This is a genomic window from Maridesulfovibrio ferrireducens (genome assembly GCF_016342405.1).
Lineage (GTDB): Bacteria > Desulfobacterota > Desulfovibrionia > Desulfovibrionales > Desulfovibrionaceae > Maridesulfovibrio > Maridesulfovibrio ferrireducens_A.
The window spans coordinates 338,495-351,006 of record NZ_JAEINN010000003.1 but is presented as its reverse complement, the minus strand read 5'-3'; the positions used below and the strand labels follow the sequence as shown (position 1 = coordinate 351,006).

The window sequence follows — 12,512 nt, the reverse complement described above, 5'->3', positions numbered from 1 at the left end:
CGGGGGTTAACAAAACGTTCTTTTTAAAGTTACTTAATTACGCGTTTTAAACTCTTAAATCGTTTTAAATCTGTTGTTTTCCGAGTTATTCAGAATCCGATTTTCAACCACTTAAACTGTTTAAATCTGTTGTTTTTCTAGTTATCCAGATACGCGCTATAACCGTTTTGAGGGGTTCCATTTCAATCGCTGTGCCGGATTGCCCGGCCGTTTCCAGTCTCTCCGTGGGCCCGAAGAGGAGATTCTAACAGAACTCTCGCAGTAAGGATTACCCCTCAGCTTGAGCCTCTAATAAAGGCTTGTTATGGGAATGTGATTTCAACGCTAGGTTCACTCCCGTTGGGGTTAAGTAGAAATGCCTTCTTTAAGGGCCTTTCCTACCGTTGATTAAAAAATACTCTTGTTGAGGGATGTCGTCAACAAATAATATGTTATTTGTTGATTATTTGTTGATTATTTTAGGTGGTAATTAAAAAAACATTTAATATAAGTATGTTAAGATTTTAATTGAAACTGTGATTAATAGCTGAAGTTGGTTTTTACCGTGCTAAAAAATCCAAAACAAAACCCCGACCGAAATATAAAATTTCGATCGGGGGTTTAAAATCTGTTTTTCCAAGTTGACTCAGAAGACGCGTTTTTTACCGTTTTTGAGGGGTTCCGTTTCAGCTAGGCCGGATACCCGGCAGTTTCCAATCTCTCCACGGGCCCACAAAAGGAGAGATTAACAGAACTCTCGCGCTTGGTTTTACCCCTCAAGTTGAGCCTCTACGTCAGGCTCGTTATGGGATTGTGATATCAACGCTAAGTTCACTCCCGTTGGGGGTTGGATAAAAAGCCATTTTTGATGGCTGCCTTTACCTTTGATTTAAATATACCCCTCTGAAAAGGTGGCGTCAATACATTCTGAATTTTTAATACAGTACTTTTTGTAATAATTTAAGTTAGATAATTGTTAATAATATAACGCTGATAAATTTACAGAATCAGCTCTTGCTGTGCCGGTAAGAACCATTGCCTGAGTGAATTCAGATTTCAGCTGATCAATATATTTTTCAGCTCCGTCTTGTAATCCGCCTATGGTGGCAATGGAGAACGGGCGTCCGATCATTACTGCGTCGGCACCGAGAGCCAGCATTTTAAGAACATCGATTCCGGTTCTGACTCCGCCGTCAACCATGATGGCGCATTGTCCTGCAACAGCTTTTGATATTTCGCGCAAAACTTCGGCAGTACCGGGGCAGGAGTCGAGAACGCGTCCTCCATGATTGGAAACGACAATTCCTTTTGCTCCGGCATCAATAGCCATTTTAGCTTCATCGGGGGTCATGATTCCTTTAAGGATGAAGTCCGCATTTACTGATTCAATTATGGAGCGCAGTTTGCTGATAGGTTTCGGTGTAACCGGGCGGCCCATTTTTTTCAGTGTAATGAGTCCTGCCGCGTCGATGTCCATGCCTATGATTTTAGCGCCTGTTTTTTCTGCTTTTTCAAGCTTCATATACAGTTCAGATTCTTCCCACGGTTTGATAAATGGAATTCCGTGTCCTTTAACTTCTTCAATGGCAGTAAATCCGCTTTGATGAATGAAGTCCGGCACGCCGTCTCCGGTGCAACCGATAATCCCTTTTGCGGCGCAAGCTTTAAGTTTAGCTGAAATGTAATCAATTTCTTCTATTTTTCCGCCCATATTGAATGAAACTCCGCCGATAGGTGCGGCTATTACTGGAATATCAAGCTTCATGCCCATGATGTTTAGGCTGGTATCGGGTTCGCAAAAATCGTGAATGGTGCGCATATTCAGTTTAATATCTGCCAGAGCTTTAAAGTTATTTTTAAAGCTTGATCCAGTGCCTAATCCGCCCATTCCCGGAACTTCACCTACACAACCGTTTCCGTTGCAGACAGGACAGACTTTGCAATATCCTTTCATTAATTCTCTGGCGTTGTCGCGAGTTGATTTCATGGTAATTACTCCTGAATTTGAGTGTAATAAATAGATTAAAGTAATTTAAAAAAGGCTGATCAGCATTTTTGTTGCGACTACTAGAAGAAGAATCGCAAAAATCATTTTCAGTTTTGCAACAGGCAGGCTGTGAGCGAGTTTTGCACCAAAAGGAGCTGTCAGCATGCTTGTTGAAACAATTCCGATAAGTGCGGGAAGATATATAAAACCTATAGTCCAGTCCGGTAGCCCTTGTACTCCGATTCCTGTCCAGATGAATCCGGCAGTTCCTGCCAATGCGATAGGAAGTCCTATGGCCGCAGCAGTGCCGATTGCGGTATGAATCGGGATGTTGCACATGGTCAGAAAAGGAACTGAAAGTGTTCCGCCGCCGATGCCAACAAGGCTGGACATTGCACCGATAGCATTGCCTGCTCCGAACATTCCCCATGTTCCCGGAACTTGACGCGAAGCTTTAGGTTTGAGTCCAAGCAGCATCTGTGAAGCAACATAGTAGAGAAAAATAACAAAGATGATTTTCAGGATGGTCGTGTTTAAATATGCTGCAAAGCATGATCCAAGAAACGTTCCTATTAATATACCGGGGGTGATAGTCTTAAATATGTCCCAGCGGATGGCTCCGCGTGAGTTGTGAGCACGCATGCTGGAGATGGACGTGAAGATAATAGTCGCCAGTGATGTTCCGAGAGCTACATGCATTAATTGAGCTTCAGTTATGCCGAGCTGGGGAAGTGCAAAATATAAAATTGGAACAATGACCAGTCCTCCGCCAATACCAAGGAGTCCGGCAAGTATTCCGGCAATAACCCCTAGAACTACAAAAATCAGCAATGTTGAAATCATGTTTAAATCCTCTTTTTAGGTCTTTTTATAGTGAATCAGATCCGGTTGCCGCAGATTCAATTTCTTCAATATGTTGTCTCATTATTTTCTGCGCCAAGGCCGAATCATGGTTTTCAAATGCTTTTAGAAGATCAAAGTGTGCTGTTATAGATTTTTGCTTTCGCGTTGTGTTTTGCAACGATTGCGAACGGCTTTCCTTTATAATTTTACTGAGAGCTTCCATCATATCCGGAAAGATGCTGTTACCGCTGGCTTTTGCAATTTCAAGATGAAACTCGGCATCAAGGTCACCAGTGTCTTTGCCTGACCTGATCCGTATCTCTTGATTACATACGATTATTTTCATGCGGTTTAAAGTTTCATCATCTATTGAAATTGCAGCTAACCCCGCAATTTGAGGTTCGATTACTTTTCTGAATTGAAAAATGTCACTCAGTCGTTTTTTTTGATCAGCGAAGGCTTCGGTGAATGCTTCAATAATGTCGGCATCGATGTGAGCACAGATGTAGGTTCCATCTCCTCGTTTACTTTCAACTAAATTTTTATGGATCAGTGCTTTGATGGCTTCCCGCACGGAACTGCGCGAAACTTTAAATTTTTCAGCTAAGTTACGCTCCGAAGGAAGCTTGTCACCTTGCTGTAATTCACCGGATTTAATCAATTCGGTGATCTGTTTTGCAACAGCTTCATAAACAGGATTTTGCGGCTTTTTTATATCCATAAGAGGTCCTACCAATTTTATTATTAAGCAATTGGTCAGACCAATATCATTGTTTCACTGATCAATCAATAAAAACCCCCCGCAGAATCAATATTCTACGGGGGGTCAAAAGCTAATTAGTTAGCTAGTATAGCGTGTGATGTTTTCTAGGGCTGGACTGTCAGCGTATATTTTTTGTTCCAGTCCAGATATTTGTTAATAAGGATTCTGACATCTGCCGCATTCATTTTTCCGGCTTTTTCAATGAGCTTGAGATCAAGGTCAGGTTCGAATCCTTTTACAATTAAGCTTGCAGATTCTCTGCTTCGTGAAAGTAGACTTTGATGTTCCTGATAGTACTCACCGTTCAGAATGTTTTTAGCTCTCTGGATTTCTTTTTCCGGTAGATCATCTTTTTGCAGCATGGCGACTGTTTTTTCAAATCCCGCCATTGCCTGTTCCACCTGTTCCGGCTTGGTGCCAATGTAGAAGGCCATGAATCCGGTTTTGGGAGCCTGCCATAGGAATGCGGTTACTGTGTAGCCGAGGCCCTGCTTATCGCGTAGATCGCGGAACAGAAGTCCGCTCTGTCCGGCAAGGGCGGCTCTGAGTAGAGACAGTCCTGCTGTCGCTTCTTCGTCTTCCATACCCGGGATAGGGAAAATGGCCATGAGATGCGCCTGATTCCGGTCGGGCAGGGTGAGTTTTAGCTTGTTTTCAGTTCCCCAGTCAGGGACGGGAATTTCGACAGGCTTGTCTTTGAGAACGAGTTTTGCGTCAAGTTCTTTGGCGAAATTCATGAGAGCTTCGCGGTCATAATCTCCGCACACTGCGATGACAAATGGACGGGATGATTGCTTGGCCCAGAAATCACGGATATTCTCTTCAGTGAAGTTCTCAACGTTTGCAGGCACACCGAGGTGGTAATATGAGTAGGTTCCGTTTTTAAACAGGAAGGGAAAGATGTTTCTGAAAGCTAAGCTTACAGGTCGATCTTCTTTGCGTTTAATGGACGAAATCTGATCTTGTTTAGCGCGGTCTATTTCTTCGGCTGCAAAGCGTGGAGCAGTCAGAATTTCTTTGATGAGCGGGAACATGTCGGCAGTGAAACGGGAAGGGAACTTGGACGTTATGGCGAAAACTTCGCGTCCGGCAGAGGCTCCTATGGAGGCGGCTCTGTCAGAAACATAATCTTCAAGTTCAGTTGCGTTCATGCTTGCGGTTCCGCGAGTCAAACTCTGGGAAACCAGCGCGGACAGCCCCTGATCTTCTACTGTCAAATCTGCATCACCGCCGGACCAGTACATGGACATTGCAGTGTAGGGCAGTGTCGTATCAGGAATGAAAACCAGTTTGCTACCGTTCGCAAGCTCAATGGTGGAAGCTTCACCGGGACCGGATACGCTGCTTTCATTGGCGGTCACTTTCTTTGCAGGCCAGTTGTCCGCTACAATTTTTTCAAGATCTTGTTCTGTCGTTTTGAACCCTTCGGGCGTGAGCATGCATGATGCAAGCTTTTCAGGCACAAAGTATTCATCATAAAGCTTTTGAAGCTGCTGACGGGTAATGTTTTTTACATCGTAAAGGTAGTTTTCTTCGGCCTGCTGTCCATTTTCAAAGAACTGAAAATAGCCGAGCTTTGAAGCGAGTCCCGAAAGGGTTTCCTTGGTCAGGAATAATGAATCTTCAAGATTCAGGGAAACTCGCTCCATTTCACGGTCGGTAAACTGATTGAAATCAATGGAAGACAATTCAATTATAAGTTCTTTCCAGAACTCTTCTACCTTGTCCGCATCAAGAGTTGCAAAGATATATAGCATGCCGGAGCGCTGAAGTGTCAGCGACGAAACGGAAATGCTGTCGACCATTCTTTTTTCATATTTAAATTTGCGGTAGAGTTTGGAAGTTTCTCCGCCGCCGAGCAATTCACATAGAGTCTCAAGCCCTGCAACTTTCGCTGAGGTGATACCGGGAATAGGGAAAGCTGCTCCGATGTAAACTTTGTTCCACTTACCGGGAATTATCTTAATAGTAGTTTTTCCGTTCTCAGGAGTAGCAAATTTTACGGGAGGCACTACCGGCTGGGTAGCTTCTAATGATCCGCAAAGTTTTTCAGCTTCAAGAGCAACCTGCTGCGGATCAATTTTACCGACAACGCTCAGCAGCATTGATTGAGGCTGATACAGCCTGTCTATGTATGCGTGGATGTCTTCGGAAGAAATTTTTTCGACAGTTTCGCGGTAGCCGATAATAGGCCACTGATAGCTGCTATCTTTCCAGACAATTGATTGCAGCGTTTTGAATATCCTGCTTCCGGGATTGTCTTCGCCTCTTTCAAGTTCGGAAAGCACAACATCGCGTTCAGATTTGAGTTCTTCGGGATCTATTTTGGCGTTGAAAGCCATATCCGTGACGATATCCATGCCGAGCTTCCACTCATTTTCAGGCACTTCAACGTAGTAGACTGTATAGTCAAAGCTTGTCGCGGCGTTCATGTCACCGCCGACAGATTCGATTTCAAGAGCTGTCTGCCCGGGAGCGCGTTTGTCGGTTCCTTTAAAAACCATATGCTCCAGAAGGTGACTTATACCTGCTTGATCAGGAGTTTCATATGATGAACCGGCATGAACAAACAGACGGACATTAACCAGAGGAAATCTGGTGTCTTCCTTAATAAGAAGATTCATTCCGTTTTTGAGTTTTATAATGTGCGGACCGTCACCTGAAGACAAGGCTTCTGAAATTTCTTTTTTCAGTTCCTTGATGGCGGAATCTTCAGCAGAGGTTTTCTGTGAAACTTTCAGTTTATCGCTTTGTTCTGTTCTCTCTATCTTGCATCCGGCAGTCATTAGGAGTGCTCCGAGAAGAAGGAGAATGATGGGTAGCTTTTCAATTCTGAATCCTTTTGCGGCTGATACCGCCGCGTTTTTTTGATGTGGGAACATGTCTTTAAAACTCCCGTGTGTCAATCCGTTTTGCATATAAGCTAAACCCAAAATGTAGGGCTAACCCCGTTTGTAATAATTGGTAAAAATGTAAGTAAGCACGAGAGAGAAATAGGTCAACGGAAGTTTAGCCGGGTGAATTTTTAAATTAGAATTTTAATTTTACTCAGGCGTTGATCTTACTGAGATTTAACATATTTTCAGTTTAATTAGAAAAAAAATAAAATGCAGTTATTGCTCAATGAGCAGTTGTTTTGCCTATTCAGAGGGTAAAACAAGGCTGATAAATGTGTAGTTTTACGAAATACGTAAAAAAGAAGCTTTGCAGGGAGAAAAAAAGCTAGAAAATTAATTAGTTGTCAATATTGATTGATTGACAAAACAGTTGATGAGAGACATTATCGCTCTCCCAAAATACCAGTTGCGAGGTATCTTTTTTTCTTTAATTAAACGGAGGTGCTGATGTCTTTCGATTCTAAAGTCACGACTGCCAAGTCGGGCAAAAGTGATGCAATTTTGGATTGGCTCCAGATGTGTTCCGGTGTGGCTCTTATCATTTTTGTATTTATGCATATGAGTCTTGTTTCAAGCGTAATTATCAATACGAGTATTATGGATACTATTGCGCACACGTATGAAAAAAACTACATGGCTCAGATCGGCGGGCCGATTCTTTTTCTGCTTTTTCTCTTCCATTTTTATCTTGCTGCACGCAAAATTCCATTCAGGTTTGAAGGTCAGAAAACAATCTGGGCACATGCTAAAATGATGCATCACAGGGACACCTGGCTTTGGATTGTTCAGGTTATTTCCGCAATGCTCATTCTTGTCATGGGTTCAATTCACATGTGGGCTGTCTTAAGTGATCTTCCTATCACAGCAGCTCGTTCAGCGGCCCGGGTTCAGTCCGGTCCATGGTTGTATTTCTATCTCGTACTTGCTCCGCTTGTTGTTCTGCATGTTGTTGCAGGGCTTTATCGTATTGCGGTTAAGTGGGGATTTATCAGAGATTATCAGCGCAGCAAACTTAACAGGTTTGCAACAGGTCTTGCAGTTGTTTTCATCTGTATAGGTCTGGCTACTCTTGTCCGTTTCATGACCCTGACTGCGTAAGGGGGATTGATGCAGACTATATATAAGGACGTACTGATTATCGGTGCCGGACTTGCGGGGGAACGTGCAGCTGCTGAAGCTGCGGGTGCTGGACTTTCTGCTGTCTGTTTAAGTATTGTTCCAGCCAGACGTTCTCACTCTGCTGCGGCAATGGGTGGAATGCAGGCGGCACTTGCCAATAGCATAATGGGCGAAGGTGACAGCACTGATGTTCACTTTTCAGATACCGTAAAAGGTTCTGACTGGGGATGTGATCAGGAAGTTGCACGCTTATTTGCAGACACTGCTCCTGTAGAAATGCGCCGTCTCTGTGATTGGGGAGTGCCATGGAACCGTGTTGTTCCCGGTAAGTCAAAATACTTCAAGGGCGGAAAACAGTTCGACAAAGAAGAAAAAGAAGAGAAGCGCGGTCTGATTACTGCCAGAAACTTCGGTGGTACAGCCAAATGGCGTACTTGTTATGTTTCTGATGGAACAGGTCATTCTGTTCTTTATACTATGGACAACCGCTGTGCTCAGCTTGGTGTGGAAGTTCATGATAAAGTTGAAGCAATTGCCCTGATTCAGGACGGCGAAACCTGTTATGGCGCAATTGCCCGTTCTTTGCGTACCGGTGAGCTTGTAGCCTATATTGCTAAAGCTACTATGGTTGCTTCCGGCGGTTTCGGTAAAATCTACAAAGCTTCCACAAACGCTGTCATCTGTGACGGCGGGGTGCATGGCGCTGTGCTTGATACCGGCGTTGTTCCTCTCGGAAACATGGAAGCTGTACAGTTTCATCCCACAGGGATCGTTCCTACCGATATCCTCGTAACTGAAGGATGTCGCGGTGACGGCGGAACTCTGCTTGATGTGAACGAAGAACGTTTCATGCATATTTATGAGCCTGAAAAAGCCGAACTTGCCTCCCGTGATGTTGTCGCCCGCTGGATGACTCATCATATGCGTGAAGGTAAGGGCGTTCCTTCTCCTTATGGTGAACATCTCTGGCTTGATATCCGTCACCTCGGCGAAAAGCACATAACTGGAAAACTTCGTGAAGTTTACGAAATCTGTACTTCATTCCTCGGAGTTGATCCGATTCACCAGTTGATTCCTGTTCGTCCTACACAGCATTACAGCATGGGTGGAGTCCGTACTAATAAAGACGGAGCTGCTTACGGACTTAAGGGACTTTTTTCAGCCGGAGAATCTGCTTGTTGGGATATGCATGGGTTTAACCGTCTTGGCGGTAACTCTCTTGCAGAAACCGTAGTAGCCGGCGGAATTGTCGGTCATAAGATTGTTGAGTTTCTCGAAAATTATGAATGTTCTATTCCGACTGCCGTTATATCACGCACTGCCGCTAAACAGCAGCAGCGCATTGATGATATTATCAGCGGAGCGAACGGTAAAGAGAATGTCTACAGAGTACGTGAAGCAATGCAGGACGCACTTGATAAAGGCGCGCATGTCTTCCGTACCGAAGAAGGATTGACCAAGTGTGTTGAAACACTTCAGGAAACCTTGCAGCGGGCCAGAAAAGTCGGTCTTCAGACTGATGGATATGGCGCAAGTCCTGAACTTTCAGCAGCACTTAAGATTGAAGGACAGGTTAAACTTGCCCTTTGTGTTGCCTACGGAGCATTGCAGCGTAAGGAATCTCGCGGAAGTCATAACCGTGAAGATTATCCTGCACGTAATGACCGTGACTGGCTCACCCGTACTCTTGCTTACTGGAAGAACCCTGATGATGATCTTCCTACTCTTGAATATGAAGATGCAACTCCTAGCTACGAGATTCCTCCGGGAGATCGCGGATATGGTAAAATGCAGATTATCAGCGCAGACAGCAAGGAGGAAAGCTAGCCGTGGCAAGACAGCTTAAATTTAATATATTCAGATTTAATCCTCAGAATCCTGAATCCATACCTCATATGGAATCATACATTCTGGAAGAAACTGACAGCATGACCCTTTTTATTGCTCTGAATCGTATCCGTGAAGAACAGGACGGTTCATTGCAGTTTGATTTCTGTTGCCGTGCAGGTATTTGCGGTTCCTGTGCAATGGTTATCAACGGTAGACCGGGACTTGCTTGTCATACCAAGACTAAAGACCTTCCTCTGGAAATAACTCTTACACCTCTTCCGGTTTTTAAATTGGTCGGAGATTTGTCAGTTGATACCGGAACCTGGTTCAGGTCTATGTATAATAAGGTTGAATCATGGATTCATACAGATAAAGTTTTTGATGCCAACGCAATTGAAGATCCTATGGAAAATGATATTGCGGAAGATGTTTATGAACTTGATCGTTGTATCGAATGCGGATGTTGTGTTGCTGCTTGCGGTACCGCCCGTCTGCGTGATGACTTTATGGGGGCGGCGGCTCTCAATCGTTTAGGACGTTTTGTTGTAGATCCCCGCGATAAGCGTACGGATAAACAATACTTTGATGTTATCGGTTCCGACGAAGGTATTTTCGGATGTATGGGGCTGCTTGCCTGTGAAGATGTCTGCCCGAAAAATCTGCCACTTATGAATCAGCTTAGCTATCTCCGTCGTAAGATGGGGATTGTAGCAATTAAGCAGATGTTTAAAAAATAGAAGTAAGCGCTACAATTTGAATGAAAAAACTCCCGGCAGGTTGCTCCTGTCGGGAGTTTTTTCATTTTTTAAAAAAAATAAATTTGCAAAAATCGGCTCTTGACCTGATCTGATAAGTCTATTAGGTGGTTCTCGAAATAGAAGTTTTTATAAGTAACTTTCAAGTTACGGGAGTTCATTATGGAAAATCTAGCTACGGCAGATATGCAGAAAAATAAAGATGAGAGCGACGGCACCGTGTACGTTCCTTATCCCGGTGCAGATACCAAATATAAAGATAATCACCGCGACTGGCGTATTTATAATCCAGACAAATACCTTGATCCTAACTGGTCACCGGACAAAGAATAGCAGTCTATAGTTTGATTTGGATATATAGGCCGTGGGAGTAACCTCATGCGGTCTTTTTTTTTAATGACTATTTTTGCCAGATGTAAAAATTATCTCTATGTTCTATCCAGTGTTGTAATCCGAATTCTTGTATTTTCTTGATATTGTTCTTTGGCATCTGACCGCATCGGGGTGCCAGAAAATCAAATTTATCACATCCTTCCACTTCAGGACAATTCCAGCATCCTTCGTATTTATTAGAAAAACAGCATTCCATTATTTTACACGGAACGCCGGAACATCCACCGCCTACTCGGCAAGCCCAATTGCATTCTGTGCCGGCAAGCGCATTCAAAACTTCTTCAAATTCATCATATTTTTGGAATTGTTCACCGAAGGGGCTTTTTATTTTTGCGTATTTATCGAAGTTAATCTCTATAAGGTGCTCTTTCAGCAGAAGGGCATATACGCTGTATTTGTTTTTGTAATGAATACAGTCAGGGCAGTATATCCCGCAGCAAGCAGTATTTTTTTTGGATTTCATTTTATATATTGAGCCTATTTAATGACGCATATTTTGTTGAATCTGTGATGTCTGCTTATGAACGTAATCATAAAATCGTGTTAGAGTAAAGAATGAGGCTCTTTCAGGGTAAATTAAATCCAAATATCTTCATCTTCGATTAAAAGCTCAGCAGTTCCGTTTGTTTCTTCAATGATAGTTTTTGCAAATTCTTCCACCCGGTTTGATGGCATAATTAAAGTAAAAGTAATGTCTGTTCCGAAGGTTTGTTCCTCTATTTTTGCTGTAAAGCCGTCAAGCATGCGGCGCAGCATTCCTTCCTGCGCATAACTTATTTCAAGTGTTACAATCCGCATGGGGACTTTCATCACAATTTCGAGTGATTCAAGTCCTTGTTGTACTGCTCCTGAATAAGCCCTGACCAGACCTCCTGTGCCCAGCAGGATTCCTCCGAAGTACCTTGTCACAACAGTGGCAATATCTCCGATTCCGCTGCCTTGCAGAACTTGCAGCATCGGTTTTCCTGCTGTTCCCTGCGGTTCTCCGTCATCGCTCATACCCATGTCTCCGGTTTGCGAGGGGCCGGCGATAAAAGCGGAGCAGTGATGTCTGGCATCCGGGAATTCTTTTTTTACGGCAGCAATGAACGCTTTTGCTTCATCTTTATTTTGTACGCGGCAGATATCGCAAATGAATTTACTCTTCTTAATTATACTTTCAGTTCTTTGTGCCTCTTTAGGTACGGGGTAAGCTTTATTTTTCATAATTTGAGATAAGTCTGGTTTATTCATTAATTATAAGTGGTAAACACAATATTTATACTGTTTCCCAGCTGTTACTTTAAGAAAGCTTTAAACTAAAGTTCTTTTTATTCTTGACTTACTAATAGTAATTGTTACTATTTAATCAAGGTTGATGGAAAAAGAGCTAACAGTTTAATAAGGAGACGGTTATGGGAAGCCTAAGAGAATACAGAAATTGGGACATTGATTGGGACATGACTCCGGAAGATGCCGTGATGTTATATTTGGAGTGGGGTAACCACCCATGGGATAGCAAGTTTCCTCCGGTAACTTCAAAGAACGATTACACAAATTATTTCACAGTTTATATGTGGGATGACAAGCCGAGAGTGCTTTTTGTCCGCAGAAATTCGGAAGAAGCACGCGAGTTGCTTAGTATTGATCTGCCTAAGGATATCGCAGAACGATTCAGAAAGTCAGTGGGCGGACTAAAGGGAAATTATCCCGTAAATGAAGAAGTCAGAGAATGGATTGAAACTCAAATGGATAATTAGCTCCCATCTCCTTATTACTCAGCCTTTGAAAGGGAGGGCGGTTCTGCCGCTCTCCCTTTCCTTTTGTAATATTACTATTTTTATAATGCTAAAGTTTTTTCTTCCGGGGATTGCCTGTGGTTATAATAAGCCTGTCTAATTATCATAAATGCTTGACTTTTCAGACTGCTTAGTTTTCAACACTGTCATATTATAAAAATAAAAATC

General features: G+C 43.1%; 11 protein-coding genes. 5 read left to right on the top strand and 6 right to left on the bottom strand.

The genetic code is table 11. From position 1 onward, the window contains the following. Positions 1–955 precede the first annotated feature (955 nt). The 4 genes from JEY82_RS05435 to JEY82_RS05420 all read right to left on the bottom strand — a co-directional run bounded on the left by JEY82_RS05435 (position 956) and on the right by JEY82_RS05420 (position 6,454). Positions 956–1,966 carry an alpha-hydroxy-acid oxidizing protein gene (locus JEY82_RS05435; RefSeq protein ID WP_304083470.1) on the bottom strand — a complete coding sequence of 337 codons (1,011 nt, stop codon included), beginning with the start codon at positions 1,964–1,966 and terminating at the stop codon, positions 956–958. 45 nt (positions 1,967–2,011) lie between these two features. Further along, entirely contained in the window at positions 2,012–2,809 is a 798-nt protein-coding gene (locus tag JEY82_RS05430; RefSeq protein ID WP_304083469.1) for a sulfite exporter TauE/SafE family protein, read from the bottom strand. A gap of 25 nt (positions 2,810–2,834) precedes the next feature. Beyond that, on the bottom strand, positions 2,835–3,530 hold the full coding sequence (locus tag JEY82_RS05425; protein WP_304083465.1) for a FadR/GntR family transcriptional regulator: 696 nt from the start codon (positions 3,528–3,530) through the stop codon (positions 2,835–2,837). A 146-nt stretch (positions 3,531–3,676) separates the two neighbouring features. Next, entirely contained in the window at positions 3,677–6,454 is a 2,778-nt protein-coding gene (locus JEY82_RS05420; RefSeq protein WP_304083463.1) for a pitrilysin family protein, read from the bottom strand. Positions 6,455–6,916: 462 nt separating this feature from the next. Between JEY82_RS05420 and JEY82_RS05415 the strand changes: the two genes are divergently transcribed. The 4 genes from JEY82_RS05415 to JEY82_RS05400 all read left to right on the top strand — a co-directional run bounded on the left by JEY82_RS05415 (position 6,917) and on the right by JEY82_RS05400 (position 10,506). Further along, complete coding sequence (locus JEY82_RS05415; protein ID WP_304083460.1) at positions 6,917–7,567, top strand: succinate dehydrogenase/fumarate reductase cytochrome b subunit; 651 nt, start codon at positions 6,917–6,919, stop codon at positions 7,565–7,567. A gap of 9 nt (positions 7,568–7,576) precedes the next feature. Next, entirely contained in the window at positions 7,577–9,415 is a 1,839-nt protein-coding gene (locus JEY82_RS05410; protein WP_304083457.1) for a fumarate reductase flavoprotein subunit, read from the top strand. A gap of 2 nt (positions 9,416–9,417) precedes the next feature. Further along, positions 9,418–10,155, top strand: a complete 738-nt coding sequence (locus tag JEY82_RS05405) for a fumarate reductase iron-sulfur subunit (RefSeq protein WP_304083454.1) — start codon at positions 9,418–9,420, stop codon at positions 10,153–10,155. Positions 10,156–10,335: 180 nt separating this feature from the next. Next, positions 10,336–10,506 (top strand): hypothetical protein, encoded by a 171-nt coding sequence (locus JEY82_RS05400; RefSeq protein WP_170830358.1) that lies wholly within the window; start codon positions 10,336–10,338, stop codon positions 10,504–10,506. A 67-nt stretch (positions 10,507–10,573) separates the two neighbouring features. Here JEY82_RS05400 and JEY82_RS05395 read toward each other — a convergent pair whose 3' ends face one another. After that, positions 10,574–11,029 (bottom strand): DUF3795 domain-containing protein, encoded by a 456-nt coding sequence (locus JEY82_RS05395; protein ID WP_304083451.1) that lies wholly within the window; start codon positions 11,027–11,029, stop codon positions 10,574–10,576. Positions 11,030–11,142: 113 nt separating this feature from the next. Next, entirely contained in the window at positions 11,143–11,772 is a 630-nt protein-coding gene (locus JEY82_RS05390; protein WP_304083449.1) for a YigZ family protein, read from the bottom strand. 188 nt (positions 11,773–11,960) lie between these two features. Here JEY82_RS05390 and JEY82_RS05385 point away from each other — a divergent pair, with 188 nt between their 5' ends. After that, positions 11,961–12,305, top strand: a complete 345-nt coding sequence (locus JEY82_RS05385) for a DVU0772 family protein (protein WP_304083446.1) — start codon at positions 11,961–11,963, stop codon at positions 12,303–12,305. Positions 12,306–12,512 lie beyond the last annotated feature (207 nt).